At 53.5% G+C, this 19,868-nt stretch carries 21 protein-coding genes; 3 read left to right on the top strand and 18 right to left on the bottom strand.

Translation table 11 applies throughout. The annotated features are described in order from the left end of the window. Positions 1-621 precede the first annotated feature (621 nt). The 11 genes from QMZ30_RS15770 to QMZ30_RS15720 form a co-directional block, all read right to left on the bottom strand. Entirely contained in the window at positions 622-1,914 is a 1,293-nt protein-coding gene (locus tag QMZ30_RS15770) for a PQQ-dependent sugar dehydrogenase (protein WP_283228091.1), read from the bottom strand. Beyond that, on the bottom strand, positions 1,911-2,333 hold the full coding sequence (locus QMZ30_RS15765) for a DUF2231 domain-containing protein (protein ID WP_283228090.1): 423 nt from the start codon (positions 2,331-2,333) through the stop codon (positions 1,911-1,913). The genes QMZ30_RS15770 and QMZ30_RS15765 overlap by 4 nt, the downstream gene beginning before the upstream one ends. 132 nt (positions 2,334-2,465) lie before the next feature. Next, positions 2,466-3,581, bottom strand: a complete 1,116-nt coding sequence (locus tag QMZ30_RS15760; RefSeq protein ID WP_283228089.1) for an ABC transporter substrate-binding protein — start codon at positions 3,579-3,581, stop codon at positions 2,466-2,468. Positions 3,582-3,901: 320 nt separating this feature from the next. Next, complete coding sequence (locus QMZ30_RS15755; protein ID WP_283228088.1) at positions 3,902-4,537, bottom strand: RpiB/LacA/LacB family sugar-phosphate isomerase; 636 nt, start codon at positions 4,535-4,537, stop codon at positions 3,902-3,904. 211 nt (positions 4,538-4,748) lie between these two features. Further along, positions 4,749-5,252 carry a protein disulfide oxidoreductase gene (locus tag QMZ30_RS15750; RefSeq protein WP_283228087.1) on the bottom strand — a complete coding sequence of 168 codons (504 nt, stop codon included), beginning with the start codon at positions 5,250-5,252 and terminating at the stop codon, positions 4,749-4,751. Then, a complete protein-coding gene (locus QMZ30_RS15745) occupies positions 5,249-5,974 on the bottom strand; it encodes a DsbA family protein (RefSeq protein WP_283228086.1) in 726 nt (241 codons plus the stop codon). Before QMZ30_RS15745 ends, QMZ30_RS15750 begins: the two co-directional genes overlap by 4 nt. After that, positions 5,971-7,971: a protein-disulfide reductase DsbD family protein gene (locus QMZ30_RS15740; RefSeq protein ID WP_283228085.1), complete on the bottom strand. Its 2,001-nt coding sequence runs from the start codon at positions 7,969-7,971 to the stop codon at positions 5,971-5,973. The genes QMZ30_RS15745 and QMZ30_RS15740 overlap by 4 nt, the downstream gene beginning before the upstream one ends. Before the next feature lie 48 nt (positions 7,972-8,019). Then, complete coding sequence (locus tag QMZ30_RS15735; protein WP_039329113.1) at positions 8,020-8,370, bottom strand: hypothetical protein; 351 nt, start codon at positions 8,368-8,370, stop codon at positions 8,020-8,022. A 217-nt stretch (positions 8,371-8,587) separates the two neighbouring features. Beyond that, positions 8,588-9,382 carry an SDR family NAD(P)-dependent oxidoreductase gene (locus QMZ30_RS15730; RefSeq protein ID WP_283228084.1) on the bottom strand — a complete coding sequence of 265 codons (795 nt, stop codon included), beginning with the start codon at positions 9,380-9,382 and terminating at the stop codon, positions 8,588-8,590. 94 nt (positions 9,383-9,476) lie between these two features. Beyond that, complete coding sequence (locus QMZ30_RS15725; RefSeq protein ID WP_283228083.1) at positions 9,477-10,646, bottom strand: MFS transporter; 1,170 nt, start codon at positions 10,644-10,646, stop codon at positions 9,477-9,479. After that, on the bottom strand, positions 10,643-10,783 hold the full coding sequence (locus QMZ30_RS15720; protein ID WP_283228082.1) for a hypothetical protein: 141 nt from the start codon (positions 10,781-10,783) through the stop codon (positions 10,643-10,645). Before QMZ30_RS15720 ends, QMZ30_RS15725 begins: the two co-directional genes overlap by 4 nt. Before the next feature lie 112 nt (positions 10,784-10,895). On the opposite strand from QMZ30_RS15720, the gene QMZ30_RS15715 reads away from it, so the two are divergent. Both QMZ30_RS15715 and QMZ30_RS15710 read left to right on the top strand, forming a co-directional pair. Beyond that, positions 10,896-11,786, top strand: coding sequence for a LysR family transcriptional regulator (locus QMZ30_RS15715; protein WP_283228081.1), 891 nt, complete (start codon positions 10,896-10,898; stop codon positions 11,784-11,786). Positions 11,787-11,872: 86 nt separating this feature from the next. Further along, a complete protein-coding gene (locus tag QMZ30_RS15710; protein ID WP_283228080.1) occupies positions 11,873-12,730 on the top strand; it encodes an NAD(P)-dependent oxidoreductase in 858 nt (285 codons plus the stop codon). Here QMZ30_RS15710 and QMZ30_RS15705 read toward each other — a convergent pair. The 7 genes from QMZ30_RS15705 to QMZ30_RS15675 form a co-directional block, all read right to left on the bottom strand. Then, a complete protein-coding gene (locus tag QMZ30_RS15705; protein WP_283228079.1) occupies positions 12,703-13,287 on the bottom strand; it encodes a P-loop nucleotide/nucleoside kinase family protein in 585 nt (194 codons plus the stop codon). The two genes, QMZ30_RS15710 and QMZ30_RS15705, sit on opposite strands and share 28 nt — an antisense overlap. After that, positions 13,284-13,721, bottom strand: coding sequence for a PTS sugar transporter subunit IIA (locus tag QMZ30_RS15700; protein WP_283228078.1), 438 nt, complete (start codon positions 13,719-13,721; stop codon positions 13,284-13,286). The genes QMZ30_RS15705 and QMZ30_RS15700 overlap by 4 nt, the downstream gene beginning before the upstream one ends. Positions 13,722-13,730: 9 nt before the next feature. Continuing rightward, positions 13,731-14,000, bottom strand: a complete 270-nt coding sequence (locus QMZ30_RS15695; RefSeq protein ID WP_058969957.1) for a hypothetical protein — start codon at positions 13,998-14,000, stop codon at positions 13,731-13,733. A 63-nt stretch (positions 14,001-14,063) separates the two neighbouring features. Next, positions 14,064-14,906: a class II fructose-bisphosphate aldolase gene (locus QMZ30_RS15690; RefSeq protein ID WP_039329126.1), complete on the bottom strand. Its 843-nt coding sequence runs from the start codon at positions 14,904-14,906 to the stop codon at positions 14,064-14,066. Beyond that, positions 14,893-16,260 (bottom strand): PTS sugar transporter subunit IIC, encoded by a 1,368-nt coding sequence (locus QMZ30_RS15685; RefSeq protein WP_283228077.1) that lies wholly within the window; start codon positions 16,258-16,260, stop codon positions 14,893-14,895. Before QMZ30_RS15685 ends, QMZ30_RS15690 begins: the two co-directional genes overlap by 14 nt. After that, on the bottom strand, positions 16,253-16,567 hold the full coding sequence (locus QMZ30_RS15680; protein WP_039329129.1) for a PTS sugar transporter subunit IIB: 315 nt from the start codon (positions 16,565-16,567) through the stop codon (positions 16,253-16,255). The genes QMZ30_RS15685 and QMZ30_RS15680 overlap by 8 nt, the downstream gene beginning before the upstream one ends. 11 nt (positions 16,568-16,578) lie before the next feature. Further along, positions 16,579-17,559 (bottom strand): 6-phosphofructokinase, encoded by a 981-nt coding sequence (locus tag QMZ30_RS15675; protein WP_058969955.1) that lies wholly within the window; start codon positions 17,557-17,559, stop codon positions 16,579-16,581. A gap of 435 nt (positions 17,560-17,994) precedes the next feature. Here QMZ30_RS15675 and dld point away from each other — a divergent pair, with 435 nt between their 5' ends. After that, entirely contained in the window at positions 17,995-19,689 is a 1,695-nt protein-coding gene (gene dld, locus QMZ30_RS15670; protein ID WP_283228076.1) for a D-lactate dehydrogenase, read from the top strand. The last annotated feature ends 179 nt before the right edge of the window (positions 19,690-19,868 follow it).

The raw sequence follows: 19,868 nt of genomic DNA, 5'->3' as shown, positions 1-19,868 counted from the left end.
AACTCAAAAATGGCCGTTTAAAACAAAGTGCTGTGGAGGGGATTGAGTCAATCGGTAAGTCAGGTCGAGGCCGGCACAGCGTGAAGACGGGAATATATACGCACGAAAAAAGGCGGAGGGGTAAGCTCCGCCTTATTTCAAGTTCCGATCAGTGCACCTGACCGGTCAGTTGCAAAAGGGCAACGATGATTTGCAGGACGACCCGGACCAGGTCCAGGAGTAACCGTACAAGTTCCATCACTTTCCTTCTCCTCTGACAGGAGCGCGCCTTTCAGCTATCGAGGCTTTGACTCCACCCGCCGATGGCCTGAGCACATCTGTGAGGAGTGCTGAGCGCCACTCATTGTGGAAGCCACAGGCCAGCACCACCTGAAACCTGCCGGGATTTGACTATCCGCGCCCCTGGGAGTCATCAGAAAACAATGAGACTGCGCCCGCCACTCAACACCTGTATAACCATACAGTATTTTAGCTAAACTTGAAATATTACCCCGCACATTTTATGATTTGCCTTGTGAGGAGTGCTGAGCACCCCGTTCGCAGCGCGGTTACCAGCCGGTTTGCGAACATAAAAAAAGGATTTGGCCATTTAGCCAAATCCTTTTTTATTTTCTGCCTTAATCAGTTTGCCGAGCTGACCCGCCAGATTGCATTTCCGGCATCGTCGGCGATCAACACCCCACCTTGCTGATCGACAGCTAATCCCACTGGTAATCCTCTTACCTGTTTTTGATCATCCGTCAGGAATCCGGTGACCACCGGCTGCGGTTCGCCTGTAGGTTTTCCATTCTCAAATTTCACCCACACCACCTGATAACCATTCAACGGCGTACGGTTCCAACTGCCATGTTCGCTGATAAAGGCACCGCCGCGATACTGCGGCATATTGTCGGCACCATAAAACAGTAAACCGAGCGGTGCCACATGAGAACTCAGTGCGTAATCCGGCTTGATGGCTTTTTCGACCAAGTCAGGTCGCTGGGGCTGCGCTCGTACGTCCACGTGCTGACCATAATAACTGTAGGGCCAACCATAAAACCCCTTATCCTGTACCGACGTCATGTAATCCGGCACCAGGTCAGAGCCGATTTCGTCCCGTTCGTTAACGATCGCCCATAACTTGCCACTTTGCGGCTCCCATTGCAGACCGGTGGGATTTCGCAGCCCGCTTGCGTAGATGCGGCTGGCACCGCTGGCGGCATCCACTTCCAGAACAGCAGCACGACGATACTCTTCACCAATGCCATTCTCGCTAACATTGCTGTTAGAGCCTACGCCGACGTACAACTTGCTACCATCAGGACTGGCCACCAACGATTTGGTCCAGTGATGGTTGATAGGCCCCCCGGGTAGCTCCGTCACCTCCACGGGTGGTGTGCGAATCTCGGTTTGTCCGGTTTCATAAGGGAATTTCACCAGACTGTCCGCATTGGCAACATACAGCGTGTTACCCACCAGTTGCATACCAAAGGGCGCCGTCAGATTATCGATAAAGCGATGTTGCTGCCACTTGCCATTCACATTTCGCAGCAGGGTAATACGGTTACCACCTGGTCCGCCTTTGCCCGATGCGTTCTTCACGAGTCCGGTGATGAGGTCTTTCGGAGCCGTGGTGGGTTTGGGTGTGCCGTTCGATTCCGCGACTAACACATCATTATTAGGCAGCACTAAAACCTGTCGAGGATGCTGCAAATTGTCGGCAATCTTTTCTATCTTCAGCCCATCCGTCACCTTTGGCATTTCACCTGCTTTCCAGGGTGTAGCTTGCGGCACCTGCATGGGTGGCATAAAGAAGTTTTGCGCTTGCGGCAGTTCAGGATTGGGACCAACCTGCTTTTGTGGATCAATTAACGCACCGTCATCGCAAGCACTGAGTACCATTGCCAGCGTCACTGCACCAAGAATTTGCTTCATGCTCGGCCTCCTGGTGTGGTATGCCCACGTAGTGCGAGTTGTACATTAGCGAGTAACAGCAGCGCGACAACTATTGTGGATAATGTCACGCCCAGAGGGACAACCGCGTAAGCATCGCGGCTGTGAATGAACGCATTGATGATGGCCAGCACGATGGCAAATAGTGAAAGCCAAAAGTGCGTCTTTTCGCTGGCGTAAGCGCCACGGAATAAGTAAATAAGACTGATCAATCTAGGCAGGATGGCCATGACTAAGCCAATGGCGATTAGCCAACTGGCAGATTTAGTCCACATGATGACAAAGGTTTGTAGATAGATGATGTCGAATAGCCAGGCTGCCACAAAAAAGCCCAGCGGTAGCGGTTCCAGAAGCGCATAAAGCCCCACTGCAAACGCTGAACGTCCCGAGGTATACAACATTTCACTCTCCCTAATACGTGTATTATTCAGGCTATGGCTGCGTTTCGCTTCCCCGAAACAGCAGCCAAGCACCTGTAAAATATTAGTAAAGATGAAGAGTTGTGCGCATTAATAACGCAAAATGTCTAAAGGTTACGACTTATCCGCTGGCAACGTCACCCAGTAGCCTGGCTGATAAGGCAGTGGCAGAAACTTCTCATGGAACGCACGGAAAGTGGCATCAGGATCGAGATCTTTAAACAGATCCGGATGCAGCCACTTCGCTAACGCCTGAATCGCGACAAACTGATACGGGCTGTCATAGAACTGGTGCCAGATGGCGTGCGCATGACCGTTATGTGCCACCGGCAACGTTTTGAAGGCATCGCGCATCATCAGCAATTTCAGACGTGCCGTGGCCTCTTGCGTATCTGCGCCTGGACCGACGCCCACCCATTTACCGACCGTGTTGTAATTTTTCCAGTTAGCACCGGTCACCACCACCACATCTGGACGACTGGCAATAATTTGCTCTGGGTTCAAGGTGCCAAAGGTGCCCGGAATCAGGTCTTTCGCGATATTACTTCCGCCCGCTATCTCGACCATCTGCCCAAAGTTTTCATTACCAAACGACATACAGCATTCGTCGGTGTATCCGCCAGCACGGTCAATCATCACTTTCGGACGTGTCCCCGAGAAGTTTTTCAGACGATCGGTGACTTTTGCGATTTCTGCACGACGAAAGGCGATAATGTCTTCAGCACGCTTTGGGTTGTTGACCAGTTCACCCATGATGCGGATGCTTTTCTCTGCGTGCTCCATCGGCTTCTCGCGGAAGTCGATAAACACCACCGGCACACCGACTGCTTGCAACTTTTCAATCAGCTTGCCTTCGTCGGTCGCGGCTTTGGACTCTAAATTCATCAGCACCAAATCAGGTTTCAACGTCAGCGCTTGCTCAACGTTAAAAGTGCCGTCTTTTGCCCCGCCAAAGGTCGGCAGCTTTTTAATCTCTGGGTACTTTTTCTCATACGCCATATATCCGTCATAATCGGCTTTTGGGAAGTCATCGCGCCAGCCGACTACGCGCTGGAAAGGCGCTGCGGTATCGAATGCGGCCAGCAGATACATCTGACGCCCTTCGCCCAGAATGATGCGCTTTGACTCCTCTTTGACTTCCACCTGACGCCCTGCAATGTCAGTGATGACTTTTGCCGAAGCGGAACTCGTTACCGCCAGTAACCCCAGTGCTAACAGCCATTTTTTCATTTTGCCTACCCGTACAAATGATAATGATTATTATTAAAATTTCGCGGCGTCACTATTACCTGGCAGACACAAAATGAAAAGCCCCTGAGACACATTTTTTTACATCCATTCACGATTTCTGTCGCTGTGGGATTGCATTTATTAAGGGCGGCAAATTATTGGAAACAGGGGATGGGAGGTATTGATGGCTAATCGTGTGCAGTTACAGGCAGGTTAAAAATGGGTGTAGCGGCGCGATTCAACGCGCGCACCCGTCAGCAATACCAATGCTCGAGGTTCGCGCGGTGAATTGCGACGCTACAAGGATAGAAGTGAAGTGTTTAGATAAGCTCTCGCACGAAGCGCACGATTTCCTGATTCTGCCCGTGTTCGAACAGGCACTGCTGGAAGCGTGAGCCGGTTACAGCCGCTTTCACCAGTTCAGGGTCCAGCGCGCGCAGTGAATCCAGGTAATCCTCTTTCAACAGCGTGGCTTTAACTTGATTAAGAATACCCGCATTACGCACCTGCGGCTCTTTGCGCTCCGGCGGATAACCCAGACCTTTTTCACCGGTGAAGGCTTTCTCAAAGATAAAGCGCAGGTTCAACTCTGCACCCCAGCCAAAACCTTTGGCGAACGGCAGAGAGAGCGCATTGCCGTTGTTAATCTGGGCAAACAAATAGGCATCAGCGGGATCGATACAGTAGCCACACACCACACCGGGATGCAGGTTGAGCGACACCAGTGCCCCTTGGCCCGTGCCGCAACCTGCCACCACGAAGTCCACGGCTTTGCTGTTCAGTAATAGTCCAGCCATGATACCGAGGTGAATGTAAGTCAGATGATGATCTTGCTCGTCGCTCATGCCGACGTTAAACACCTGATGGCCGAGCGGTTGCGCGACAGTTTGCAGTTCATTCCATACGGTTGCGTTCTTGGCGGCCTGGCTATTTTCCATCATCAAAGCGATTTTCATGATCCATCCTCAGATTAAATTGAAACACCGTTTCATTTTAATCAAAGCGAGCAAAAATGCAGCCCTGAAATGCCGTTTGTGGTGTGAGAGGCATCACATTTTAATGATGTTATCTGAGCGAAGTGAAACCTGGCGCGCATTAATGCGCGCCCTAAAGAACCCGAAAATTTTGTAGGGTGCCATTCATGGCGACCGGTTTTAAATCAGAGAGTTAGCTGAATTGTCCCGCCCACCACAAACGGAGTTTCAGCCCCCAGCCGCTGCTCCAGCCGGTGGTGGTGCTCACCACTTTCCCCTGCTGAAGCACAATGAAGGTTGGCGTGACATTGATATCCCAGCGTTGACTGATCGCGCCATTTTCATCGTTTACCGCGATGCCTTGAACTCCCTTCTTCTCCAGCCAGGTGGCGATGCGCTGGTCATCCCCGGAACGCAACGCCACACTTACTACCTGCGTGCCCTGCTGGCTCATCGCGGCCACCGTTGGCGTAGTGAGTTTGCACACGCCACACCAGGTCGCCCAGACATACACCAGCACCGGGCGATCCTGACTCAGTGCGGCCAAATCGACCTCACCCTGAAGTGCAGTCAGTGGCTGATGGGCCAAATCGGCGGGCAGCTGAGGGGCACGCAACCAATCCATGCCCCAAATCACCGCACCGGCAATCAACACCAACCAGAGCGCTTCCCGCAGCCAGCGTTTCAGTCGCCTCATGGTTTCGCCTGCAATGCGCCCTTCACTGCCGCTTCCAGCTGCGCGTAAGGCACCGCACCGCTTATCAGCTCATTACCTACCAGCGTGGCAGGCGTGCCCTGCACGCCCAATTGCTGGGCCAATGTCAGGTTCAGGTTGATGGTGTCCAGGCTGGCTTTGCTGGGTTCCTTAAGCTTAATGCCGGTTTTATCCAGCGCAGCCGCGATGCTCGCTTCGTCATGGTTGCCTTTTTTCGCCATCAAACGTTCGTGCAGTTTGGGGAAGTTTTTCGGCTGCTGCTCCCACACGGTCAGGGCCAGACGGGCCGAGGTCAATGATGTCTCAGCGCGATAAGGGAGCGGTTTCAATACTACCGCCACTTGTGGATAGCTTTTCAGCAGCTTCTCGATATCCGCATCGAACTTTTTGCAGAACACACAGTTGTAGTCGGTGAAGTAAACCAGCGTCAGCGCCGGTTTTTCCGCCCCAATACGCGGTGAACCGGCATCATTAAATAAAGCATCGTGGTTCTTCGCCACCACCTGCGCGACAACGTTTTGCTGCTGGCGAGAGGCCTCTTTATCGAACGCATCGGCCGCTTCTGCCAGAATTGCCGGGTTCTGCACCAGGGTTTCACGGATCAGTTCTTTGATGCGCGCCTCCTGCTCAGGGGTAAAAGGAGCCGCCGCCAGTGCGGGAAGAGAAAGGAACATCAATGTCAGTAACAGGGATTTGTTGATCATTTTTTTGCCTCAGAGAGTGTTGAGATCACCGCTTCACGACTCAGCAACGGTGACAAAATTTGGCCATTCGGCAGTGCCGGACCATAAATTTGGTTAAATGGGATGGCGACGCGGTCACGGCGGCGCAGGAACTCGCCGATGGCGGGGTCGGGCTGCGTCCAGTCGCCGCGCAGCAGCACCACATCATCGGCCTTCAGCGCGGCGCGCACGTCAGGTTGATTTAGTACGCGGGATTTATTCACTTTGCAGGTGATACACCAGTCGGCGGTCACATCCACAAATACCCGCTTATCCTGCTCCAGCGCCTGATTGATAGCGGCTTCGGTGAGCGGCTGCCAGTAGAGTGTTTCCTCTTCAGGTGCGATGCGCGTCATTAGAAAGATCGCGCCTGCCAGCGTCAGTGTGATAAACACCACTCCCGCTTGTTGAAGTGCGCGACGCTGAACCAACCAAGCGCAAAGTGCGACCAACAGCACTCCGCCCAGCACCAGCGCGTACGTCTCTCCCCAGTGAGGGATCAATAGCGTGACCAGCCAGAACGTTGCGAGCAGCATAAACAGACCGAGAATAGTGCGCAGGTGCACCATCCAGCGCCCAGGGCGAGGCAGGCATCGCGCCAGTCCCGGCAATGCCGCCACCAGCAGCCAAGGCAGGCTCATGCCCACACCCAATGCGGCAAATAACAGCCACAGTTGAGGCAGCGGCGCGGTCAAGGCATAGGCTACGGCGGTGCCGAGGAAAGGTGCACTGCAAGGCGTCGCCAACAAAGTGGCAAATGCTCCTTGCCCAAAGTGTCCGAGCAGCCCCTCACCGCCCTGCGTGGCCAGCCGGGTGTTAAGGGTTGACGGTAAGCGAAAATGCAGCAGATCAAACAGGCTAGCGGTGAACAGGAACATCACCAACACCATCGCCAACAGGAAACCGCTACTCTGGAACTGGATGCCCCAACCCAGTGCCTGGCCGCTCATTCGCAAGCCGGTCATTAATGCGGCTAACAGCAGGAAAGAGAACAGGATGCCTGCGCTTGAGGCGAGAAACTGCTGTCGCGTCTGACGGCGTGTTTGCCCCTGTTGCTGGACCAGGCTACTGAGTTTTATCGCCAGTACCGGCAGCACGCAGGGCATCAGATTGAGGATCAAACCACCTAACAGCGCCAGTAACAGCACTGACCACAGCGTTTGCGATCCGCTATCTGTCGCCAGTGGCTGTGACCCAATAGTTAATGCACTCTGCTGGGCAATCCCGCCATCCGCCAGCACCAATGAAAGGGTTTTACCCTGCAGATCGGGTGCCGTTTCACCCCATTCATCCGTGACCACAACACGTGCCGTCAGCGTATCGCCCTGAACCCTGATTTTCGGCGCAGCCAGCATGCTGCCTTGCGGATAGTCGAAGAACAGCGCCGGTTGCGTCCAGCCCTCGTGACGCTGTGCACGAATCTGCAACTCGCCATTGATATAGCTGGCGTCCAGTTGATCGGTCAGGCCGCTTTCCGCGGGGATCTGCCCCATCGCCTGGGCATAATCACGCGCAAAATCGCCATCAGCCGGTTGCGTGAGATCAAGGCTGAACGGGAAATCGGTCAGAATACAGACATCGCTACAGGTGGAGAGCGTGAGCGTGCCTGCCAGTTTCTCGCCCGGCACGTGACTCATCTCAATGGGGAGCGTGATATCGCCTTTGTAGCCTTGCGTGGTGAGCCCGCTGACGTCAAAACGTGCCGGCGTTGGCCAGTGCCACTGCGCGTTAACGTCGGGCATTTGCCAGCGAATTTCCGGGGCGACGCCGCCTTCGCCAGGCGTGCGCCAATAGGTTTTCCAACCCGGTTGCAGGCGAATATCCAGTAATAACTGTTGTTCCTCACCCAAATCGGCGCTGCGCAGTCGCACTTCAGCGTGGCTGTTTTGCGCATTACGCAGCCAACCCGTATCGGCGGCTTGCACCAGGCTTGCGCAGCACATCAGCAGGAGCATCAAACTCCTGATAAAAATCTTCATCAATGTTTCTCCAGTCAATAACAGGGTTACGCGATCGAACGCGTAGCGTTATTCCCGGAAGACGCAGAAGGTGAGATGCCGTCGTTGAATGGGGGGGAAATGGGTTTCACGCTGATAGCCTGTCGCCGTTTGGGACGGGAACAGCGTGACGAGTAAGGCCATCACCATCAGCAGGAACGGCATGGTGCTGTCCAGCATGGGTGTCGCGGCGTGGAGTGATTTAGCACTGATCGAACAGAGTTTGTCGCCACCCACATCCTCAACATGATTGATGGACGAGGCACTGATCGCGGTCTGAGGGGCGGAGGGCAAATTGAAGCTACGCTGGGCGAGACAAAACGCCAGCACCAGACAAAGCAGTGCCAGAATCCATTTTGCGCGTTGTACCGATTTGGTCATGCCATCGCCCCAAAGAAAAGTGCGGGCATTTTATGCATAGGGAGCAGAAACACCAAGCGTTGCTGTGTAAACTTTTGTCTTATTTTCCATGTTGATGCTTTGGGTACCTGTGTCGTAGGGGCGTGCCCGATTGCGACAACGGGCGGCCTAAAGGCCGCACCCTACAAAACCCTGACGTGTAAAATGGCCGCTACGGTAATCTTCTGCTTATTAGTGTTTAAACGATGTCATCCACCACACCACCATCGACGCGCAGTGCCGCGCCAGAAGTGGCAGAGGCTTGTTGAGAGCAGACATACACCACCATATTGGCCACCTCTTCCACCGTGGCGGCACGCTGGATGACGGAACTGGGTCGTTGCGCCATCACAAACTCTTTTGCCAGCACCTCTAATGACTTACCGGTGCGCTTAACCTCCTCTTCCATCATCGCGGCAAAGCCATCGGAAATTGTCGGACCGGGCAACACACTGTTCACCGTCACGCCGCTGCCCGCCGCAACTTTGGCCAAGCCACGTGCCAGCGACAACTGCGCCGTTTTGGTCACCCCGTAATGCACCATATCAGCAGGAATGTTGCGCGCCGATTCCGAAGAGATAAACACCACGCGGCCCCAGCCGCGCTTCACCATGTCGGGTAACAGCGCACGCGACAAGCGCACACCGGACATCACGTTGGTTTGCCAGTAGGCTTCCCAGGTTTCATCATCAGTGGCGTAGAAATCTTGCGGACCGTAAATGCCCGCGTTATTGACCAGAATATCGATCGGCGGCAAGCCATGAAGTAACTGCTTCACCCCCTGCGCACTGCCGAGATCGGCAATAAACGTATGAATTTTGGCGCCCACCACTAATCCATTTAGCTTCTCACGCGCGCGGCTCACCGACGCTTCGCTGCGACCATTTAGCACCACCTCTGCGCCACTCTCTGCCAGCCCTTGCGCAATCGCAAAACCAATGCCGCCGGTGGATGCGGTAACCAAGGCCGTTTTGCCGTGCAAATCGATTTTCATAATGCTCTCCTGGATGGGTGCCGATTAACCTGTTGAACAGGCTCAAGCCTGGCTTACGCTGCGCAAGATGCCTTGTCGAATCATGCGGTTATTATCACGGCTGGGAAGTAAGACCCTTCCTTACAGGGTGCTGTCTCGCCCGCCAGACAATCCACAGCGCCACCGCTAACAGCCCTAAACAGACTGGGGCAAAGCTTGCCACCCCTGGCCCATCCAACAATACGCCGCCCAGCATGCCACCTGCGGCAATCGCCAGATTCCAAACGGTGACCAGCATCGATTGCGCGACATCGACGGCCTGCCCGGCGCGCACCACCATCGCCGTTTGAAACAGAGTGGCAGCCCCACCAAATGCCAGTCCCCAGATGATCACCGCCAGCCAGACTGCCCATCCATAGGTGGGTAACAGTTGCAGCAGCGCCGCAGCGGCGATAAACAGTGCAACGCAGATGCTCAGCATTGCCTGTAAATAGCGGTCCACCCACAATCCGGTGATGAAAATGCTGACCAAGGCGCTGATGCCAAACAACAGCAGTACCGCATCGGCTCGCTCAGCCAGCCCGGCAGGCTGTAACAGTGGCACGATATAGGTGTAGAGGACGTTGTGCGCCAGCACGAAGCAGAGCACCAAGACTAAGACGCTGCCTACGCCAGGCAATTTCAGTACATCACGCAATGGCAACCGCTGCCGGGCTGATTGTCCCGGCTGCTCAGGGGCCGTCAGTCGCAATATCAGCATCAATAACAGCGATAAGCCACTTAGTGCGGCAAAACACAAACGCCAGCCGATCAGGTTGCCAATGAACGTTCCCAAAGGTACACCAATCGCCAGCGCCAACGGCGTACCCGCCATCGCGATAGCGATCGCTTTGCCCTTATGCTGCGCAGGGGCCATAGCAGCGGCATAACCTGCCAGTAGCGCCCACAGCAAACCCGCAGCAATACCGGCGATGGCCCGTGCCACCAGCATCAGCGGATAATTGCCAATCAGCGCGGTAGCGCCGTTCGCCAGAGTAAATCCTGCCAGCGCACACAGCAGCAAGCGCCGTCGCGGCATCCCCTGTAACAGGGACATAAGCGGAATAGCCGCAACGAAAGAGCCCACCGCATACACCGAGACGCTTTGCCCGGCAACCGCCACTGAAACCTGTAAATCCTGTGCCATCGGCGCGAGCAGACCAGCAGGCAGCGCTTCGGTGACAATAGTCACGAATGCCGCCATGCTCAACGTGAATAAAGGGATGAAGGGTAAACGCGTGCTCATCGTACCTCCCGTAAACCCTGATAAACCGCATCACGCAGGTCATTGACAAACTGCCCGGACATCCTTTCGTCTAGCGCGTTGGTAGACGCCACCGCCCTCTGCGCCTGTTCCATTAACTGCTCAATCAATTTCTGCATTTTTTATCGCTCCTGAATAATGACCTCCTAAATTAGTCATTTCACCATTGCGGATAAACCAGGGTACATTTCAGGACTAACAGGACATTTATGTCCGCAATTGTGAGGCGCTATGGACAGTCTCAATGGCTTTATGGTGTTTGTGCAGGTCGCCGAAACCCGGAGTTTTGTTGCCGCTGGGCGTCAACTCGGCATCTCCGCATCAGCGGTGGGCAAAAGTATTGCCCGACTGGAAGATAAACTGGATGTGAGCTTATTTCATCGCAGCACGCGCAGTATCACATTGACCGCAGAGGGTGAGCTATTTCTGGAACGCAGTCGGCGCATTTTGGCGGAGATCGAAGCTGCCGAAAGCGAACTGTCGCAGGCGGCACAGCGTCCTACCGGGCGGTTGAAACTGAGCCTGCCGATTGTCAGCTCGCTTATTCTGCCTGCACTGGGTGACTTTATGGCGGCCTATCCTGATATTCAGCTTGACCTCGATTTTAGCGACCGCGTGGTCGACGTGATTGCTGAAGGCTATGACGCCGTGATGCGCGGCGGCCCGCCTGGTGATTCTCGCCTTACCGCACGTAAACTCGGATACGCCTACTCGATTGCCGTTGCCTCTCCCGACTATCTGGCGCGCCACGGTACACCTCAGACACCAGAAGCACTCCAACAGCACGCCTGTCTGCACTACCGATTTAACACCACAGGGAAGCTTGAGCGCTGGGTGCTGCGCGGTTACGAAGATGAGAATGAGTTGGTATTGCCCACCACCATGGTGTGTAACAACATTGAGACGCGGGTCTGCTTTGCGATGCGCGGATTAGGCATTGCCATGCTCCCCGATTTCTCGGTGCGTGATGCCCTGGCGCAAGGCACGCTCTGTGAAGTGCTCAGTGACTATGCCTGCCACCGTAATGTGTTCCATTTGTTGTGGCCAGCCAGTAAACACCCTTCCCCCAAAGTGCGCGCGTTGATTGACTTCCTCAGCACGCGCGTGTTCACGCAAGCGTAAAACGGTTGTATTTGCTTGCACTTTCCTCCACGCACTCTCAGCCGGGCGTTCCATACTGACATCTCACCGCTTGAGGAGATGCCGTTATGATAACCATCGCGATTGCCGCACCGGGTGCCATGGGAGCCGCCGTAGGCGGCGTGCTGGCGCAGCACGGTGCGCGCGTGATTACCCCACTGAGCCAGCGCTCTGCGATTTCGCAACAGCGCGCGCATGATGCGCACATCGCTGACGCCAGTATCGAAGCGTTATGTGAAGCCGATATCATCCTGTCGATCCTGCCACCTGAATCCGCGCTGAGTTGGGCGCAGCAGATGGCGCCGTTGCTGCAATCCGCCGTGCGCAAACCGCTGTATGTAGATTGCAACGCCATCAGCCCAGAAACACTTAAGCAGGTCGCGCACGTCATCGAGACCACCGGCACCCCCTTTGCCGATGCTGCCATCATTGGTTTACCGCCTGGCACACAGAATCCACAGGGGCCGCGTTTCTGGTTTGCTGGTCCCCATGCGGCAAAACTGGCGCTGTTAAGCGAAGTCGGCCTGCGTGTTCGGGTAATGAGTGCCGAAAACGGCGCGGCATCAGCGCTGAAAATGGCCTACGCGGGGATCAATAAAGGCATCACGTTACTCACCTCGGCGATGCTGATTAATGCCAGCAGAGTGGGCGCTGCCGATGCGTTGCGTGAAGAGATGCAGGATAGCCAACAGGCGTTGTTGCAGAGGATGACCAAAGCCACCCCAGATATGTTGCCAAAAGCCTGGCGTTGGGCGGCGGAGATGGATGAGATTGCGACGCTCAATCAGGGCGAACTTGCCACCGATCGCTTGTATCAGGCTTTGGGGGAAATTTGCCGCCAGCTGGCTGAAGATCGTCAGCACGATCAACAGTTCAGTGCGCTGCTGGCGGCGTTCTTTCACCCTGACGCCGACAGTGCGGGTTGAGCACTGACCGGTAAACACAGTTGGCGTTGCAGCCAGGCACACGCGGCGGCGGTATCCGGATCGCTGGCATCAAGTTGCAGTACGGGCCCGAGCGCCATCGGCTGTGCGGTTTCCGCCAGCTTACGCAACTCGGGTAGATACTCCGCACCGGGATGGCCCGGCATGCGCTGCGCCAGCCGAGACTGATAGCGCGCCACCGCTTCATCCGGCGTGATCGCCAGCCACATCTCCAGCACGCGCGTGACGCCCGCCTGCTGCAATCCCTGCTGCAACACCTCTTTCGGCTGGAAGCCAAACCAGGCATCAATCAGGTAGACACAACGCGTCGGTGCCTGCCCAACCACTTTCCATATCGCCTGATAGGCTGCACAGCCCAGCTGGCGATTACGCAAACGGTCAACCGGCGCAAAACTGGCCATAAACGGCTCTTTCAGGCTATCCAACGTCAGCACCGGGAAGCCAAACTGCTCTGCCAGTGCACGCGTCAGGGTGCTTTTGCCCGATGCCGGAATACCGTTGACCAGCACCACGCATTTCTCTTCAGTGGAGGAAGTCATAGGATTTCTATCACCTCCGCGACGCTGCTGGCCTTGCGCAGACGCACCAGCGTTTCTTCATCCTCTAACAGTGACACAATGGCGCGAATGCCCTCTTCAATGTGAGCGTTGCTGTCGCGCGCACCAAACATGATCACGATGTCGGCTTTGTCGCTGCCCTCAAAGGAAATCGGCTCATCCAGCACGATCATGCTGAAACAATCTTTCAGCACCCCGGTTTCCGGGCGCGCGTGCGGAATGGCAATCCCTTCTTCAAACACGTAATACGCCCCGTGGGTCAGGGTATTGGCGATCACCGCCTGTGGGTAAGAATCTTTCACGTAACCACCGTTGACCAGCGGTTGTGCCGCCAGGGCGATCACCTCACGCCAGTCCTTAGCGGTGATCCCTACCTGAATCGCATTCGCTTCTTGCAGCAGTCGCTTAATACTCATACTGCCTCCTTAAATCGATTTGCGGATGGTATTGCGCAGCTCATCAATTTTAATGAACAGCGGATCAATTTCCTGACGAAAGCGGCGGCTTTTGGCAAAGATACTTAATGCGCGATTGTATTCCAGCATTAATTGTTTTTGCGTATCGACCGCCTGCGGGTTAATAGCGAGCTGTTGCTCCAGCTCGCTTATTTTACCGCTGATCGTTTCTGCCTGAAGATCTATTTCTTGTGAATCCTGGCTCTTATTATCAGAACCTTTTTTCAAGAATCCAAACATAGCGTCTCCTGCCCCGAATGGCGCCAGGGCACCTCAGGTTATTACGTCATGAGAGAGTCGTGATTAGCGGAACAGTGAAATTTTCTCTACCAGCACATTCGTGACGGCATCGTTAGCGGGCACAAGGAAATTACGCACGCTGTCATTCACTTTGCCTTTTTCAAACGTCTGTTTGCAGTTTGCCACCCATTGCACATTCATTTCTGTGCCCACGTTCACTTTCTCAATCCCACTGCGCACAGCCAGACGCATGTCTTCATCACTGACACCGGTACCACCATGCAGCACCAGAGGCGTTTTGGTGGCATCGGTAATGTCAGCCAGACGTTGATGCTGGATATGCGCTTTGCCGGTATACAAACCGTGTACTGTCCCGATTGAGATGGCCAGCATATCCACACCGGTTTCATCAACAAAGCGTTTGGCATCATCCACGGTGGTAAATGACGCCGCATTCATCTCCACTTCTTTTCCGTCTTCAGATCCGCCAATCGCCCCCAGTTCCGCTTCAACCGAGACATGCACGGGGCGCGCCATATCAATAACGCGACGTGTGTTGGCAATATTTTCTTCAATCGGTAAATGCGAGCCGTCATACATAACTGAGCTGAAACCGGCATCAATCGCCGTTTGGATCGCATTTAAATCTGAACAGTGATCGAGATGCAAACAGGCCGGTACATTACGACTTTCTGATAATGAGCGAATCGCATCGACAATTAATTTATGTCCTAAATATTTCGCCGTACCGGTGGAAATCTGAATCATCAATGGACTATTGGTTTTTTCTGCCGCAGTAAAGAAAGCCGGTAACATTTCCAGACAGTGTAAATTAAAAGAGCCGAGCGCTTTAAATTCACGTTGTTTAGCCACCTGTAACAGATCGGTAAAGTTATAAAGTTTCATGGAGTTTTTCCTCATGGGATTTAGTGGATTTTCCGTTAACAAACCAGGCGATAAGCGTAATAAAGAGAATAAACAATGCGACGAACATCCAGTTGCCCTGGAACGCGTGGCCCAAGACCAGGCCAGTACTGATGACGTCGGAATCACTGAAGGTCACGCCGGTAAAACCGTAGCTTTCGAGCATCGGCACCAGAATGGCAGGCAAGAAGGTGATGAACAGGCCATGGACAAAGCCCCCGATCATCGCACCGCGACGTCCGCCCAGCGCATTACCAAATACCCCTGCGGTGCCACCAGCAAAAAAGTTGGTCAGCAGTCCTGGCAGGATCATCGCCAGGCCAAACATCGGAAACACCAACATGCCGACTACCGAACCCAGCGTCGTGGCCAGGAAGCCGACGATCACCGCATTAGGGGCATAAGGGAACATCACTGGGCAGTCGAGTGCGGGTTTTGCGTCTGGCACCAGTCGCATCGCGATACCACGGAATGCAGGTACCAGCTCATTCAGCAGCAAGCGCACGCCGCTATACAGCACGAACACACCAGCGACAAACTGAATCGATTGCATAAAGGCATACATCAGATAGTTCATGCCGTTGCTGTACTGACCGATAAATTCCGGGCCCGCCGCGAGCGCAGGGATCAGGTACATCGGCACCATCACCACCGCCATCGACAGATAGGTGTCCTGCAGGAATTTGAAGTTGTCTGGCAGCTTGAGATCTTCGGTCGAGCGTGACCCCTTACCCACTACCTTAGCGACGGCCGCCGTCAGCAGATAACCAATGGTGCAGAAGTGGCCGAGCGCAACGTCATCCGAATCCGTGATGCGACGTACCACAGGTTGTGCCAGAGCCGGCATAACCACCGCCATGACGCCACCAAATATGCCGCCGGTAAGGATCAGAGGTAAACCTGTCAGCCCCGCTTTATAGCCAATCACCGCACCGATAGTCGCCATCCATAACAGCGCCTGTCCGGTCAGGAAGATGTATTTGAACGGTGTCAGACGCGCGATGATGATGTTGACGATAAAGATGACCAGCAGCGTCAGCGCCACTTCTGAACCCAGCTCGCGGCTCGCTAACCCGGCAATGGCAGCCACATCGGTGATGTAGCCCTTCATGCCAAAACCATGTGTGAATATGGTATTCAGGAAGGTCAGAGTACCGACAATAATATTGATACCCGCCATCATAATTAAGAAGCCCAGAAGGGTTTTAAAGGTGCCTTCCATCACCTTTCCTGCGGATTTTTTCTGCAGTAGCAGACCAATCAGGGCAATAAAGGCGATCAGAATTGACGCCTGCCCTAATAAGTCTTTTACCAGGAAGTTGATCACACTATTCATGGTTAGCAACCTTTAAGTTACGTTCTTTCATAAATGCCACGATTTTCTCTTCAATTTCCGCTTTGTCGGTCAGCCTGTTCAGAATAATCACCCGCTTAATTTGCTCTGGGGTGGCATCCGCATTCAGGACATCCGCAAAGGCTTTCTGCGTTAAAATCATGTCGGACTTGAAAGCATTGGCTTCCGAAATCGTGGTGTGATCGATATCAGCTTCAATTTCGAGTTTCTTTAATACGGATTTGGCGCTCATTTCAATTGCGAAACTTGAACCCAGACCACATCCACACACACATAGTATTTTCAGCATGGCTTATTTCCTCACAGAATATGCAGTTGTTTAGCAAGTTTATAATGGTGCCCTTCGGTATCCACCAGGCGTTTTTTCATGCTTATGAGATCTATCGGTATCGGTCTATTACTGCCATTAATAATGACCGCCTTATTGCGCATCCCCGATTGAATACAACGCGCGACTTCACTGGCCATAATGGTGCCCTGATAAATTTCTTCACAGGTGGGATCACCACTACGCAAGCCATAACCGATAATCGTTTTACGAATTCGCACCCCTATTAACGGTTCAATTTGTTTAATCAGCGTATCGATTGCCCCCTGGAAACCCGGTGAATATTCACGCGTGTAACCTTCAGAGCAGAGAATCACCACGCTGTTCTGCGTGGACAGGCGCTGTGTGATGCGCTCTGCCAGCTCTTGCGGCGGAATCTGGCATTCCGGAATCAGCGCGAAATCAGCATTAGACTTGATCGCCGATTGTAGTGTTAACTCTCCGCAGTAGCCGCCGAGTAATTCGACCATAAATACACGCCCTGTTAAGGCACGCCCGGTATTTCTCAGCTTCGACACTTCTTTAAGGACTTGCTCACAGGCAGTAGAAAAACCGATGGTGTAATCACTGCCGAATACATCGTTATCAATCGTCATGCCCACGCCGAAACAATTCACGCCGAATTCGCTTAACGTGTGCAGAAATTGTAATGACCCATCGCCACCGGCCATAATTAATACATCAATACGCAGCGATTTAAGATGTTTAGCAATCAATTCGTATTCAGGTCTGATTAATTTTCGCGTGGTTCTTCCTGATTGCATCACAGGTATAGATGTGATGGCATAATCCACCAGATCGCGCTGAGATATTTCCTGATGCCGATTTTCCAGTAAGCCGGGAATACCACCATTAAATAACACCATGTCTGCTTGTGTCATACGTGACATTTGAAACACAAAGTTATTTATCCCGGTTACATCGCCACCGCTGATCACCATGCCAATTCTCATTGTCATCACTCCCTAAGCTGCGCGTCTGGCATTCATTCTTCCGGTGAACGACTTTTCTATTTGCAACGGAGATCACACTTTCAGCATGAATTTAATCCCCATCAAGATTGACAGCGAGGTTCAATACTCTTTTTTTGTGACTTAAATCACATAGCTATTTTTACCATAGGAGTGAAATTAACTTAATAATCATCGGGTTATATTAATTTTGCGCAGTAAAATAGTGCGCGTTTTTAATCGGCATTCAGCCTTAATCTCTTTCGATCTAAATTGTGATTGCCCGCGCATTTTTATCGGTACGCAGGCTTTTTCCCGCGAAGGATAAAGGGATAATGATTCCGTGCGTTATTTCCTTAATAGTGCCGCTGAATGATTGACGCCATGCTGATCAGGTTGTCCAATAACGCGGCAGATAAATGACGAAGAAGAGAAAACATGACCACCCCGCAGGAGATGTTGCGTCAGTTGGCTGACGCAGTGGGCGACAAGCAGGTATTGACCCACGCCGATGATAAAGCCTGGTACACCAAAGGATTTCGTGTTGGTCGCGGTGATGCGTTGGCCGTAGTGCTACCGCAAACCTTGCAGCAGTTGTGGCAAACACTGCAGATTTGTGTGGCTCAGAACGCCATTATTTTGATGCAGGCCTCCAATACCGGCGTCACCGGGGGTTCGACCCCTGATGGCAACGATTACGATCGCGACGTGGTGATTGTGAGTACGCGCCAGCTCAAAGGTGTGCAGGTGATCGATCAGGCACGCCAGGTGATCGCTTTCCCTGGCACCAGCCTGACCGAACTGGAACAAACGCTGCAACCGCTAGGACGTGAACCGCACTCGGTGATCGGTTCGAGTTGCATTGGTGCTTCTGTGGTTGGTGGCATTTGTAATAACTCCGGCGGTTCATTGATTCGTCGCGGCCCGGCGTTTACCGAAAAGTCTCTGTTTGCCCGCATCCATGACGATGGCCGCCTGGAGATGGTCAATCATCTGGGAATCGATTTGGGTGCCACACCGGAAGTGATGCTGAAAAATCTGACCGAGCAGCAGTATCAAACAGGCGAACAGCCAGACTGGCAAGGCAAAATCTGGGCCGATGACTATGCCGATCGTTTGCGTGACCTCAGCGCTGACTCCCCTGCACGCTTTAATGGCGACCTGCGCTATCTGCATGAGAGTTCAGGCAGCGCAGGAAAAGTGGTGGTTTTTGCCGTGCGCTTACCCACGTTTGAAGCCAGTACCGGCAGTGACACTTTTTACATTGGCACCAACGATGAGCGTGAACTGGTCGCACTGCGCCGTTTCCTGCTTACCGAGATGAGCGAATTACCGTTGCAGGCTGAATACATTCATCGCAATGCCTTCGATTTAACCGTGCGTTACGCAAAACATATGTATCTGGCGATTCGTAAACTCGGCCCGCAGGCGATCCCCAAAATGATGACCAACAAAGCGAAATGGGATGTACGCGTTGGTCATGTGCCGTTTTTACCGCGCAATTTTGTTGATCGTGCATTGCAATGTTTTAACCAACTGACACCCAGTTTTGTCGCCTCGCGTATCATGAAGTACCGCGACGAGTATGAGCACCATTTGATGATCAAAGTGGATGCACAGCAGACCACGGAGCTACAGGGGTTATTGCAGCAATTTTTTGCCGAGCAAAAGGGCGACTTTTTCCACTGTGATGCACGCGAAGCGGCCGATGCCTTTTTAGTGCGTTTTGGCGTGGGCGGTTGCACCATTTCGTACTGTGATGCACTGGGTTATAACCCGAATGAGCGGCTGGTGGCCTTTGATGTGGCGCTGCGCCGCAATGATGACGCATGGCGCTTAACGCTGCCCGCGAATCTGGCGGCGCAGGTTCAGGTCGACTCCTGTTGCGGACATTTCTTCTGTTATGTGAACCATCAGGATTACGTGTTGAAGGAAGGCGTTGATGCGAAGGCATTCAAGGAAGCGGTGAAAGTCTATCTGGCGCAGCGCGGTGCTAAGTACCCTGCCGAGCATAACGTGGGGCATCTGTATCAAGCTTCCTGCGAACATGTCGCGCACTGGAAGCAGTTGGATCCCACCAACAGTTGCAATCCCGGCGTGGGTAAGACCAGTAAGAAGAAGAATTGGGGTTAAACCGCGCGATAACGCAGTCTGGAGCCGCATCGGGGCTGGCGGTCCTCGCGCCGCTTCGCGGTACCTTCACTTCAATCGTCTGCCTTAACGGACCGGTGCCGATGAACTGAACCCATAATGTTGGACTGTAAAACGACATAATGGGGATAAATCATGAAGCCAAAGTATTCCACTCAGTT

Origin of the sequence: Pantoea sp. EA-12 (genome assembly GCF_030053355.1) — a bacterium.
GTDB lineage: Bacteria > Pseudomonadota > Gammaproteobacteria > Enterobacterales > Enterobacteriaceae > Pantoea > Pantoea vagans_C.
This window is presented reverse-complemented; position numbering and strand designations above follow the sequence as displayed.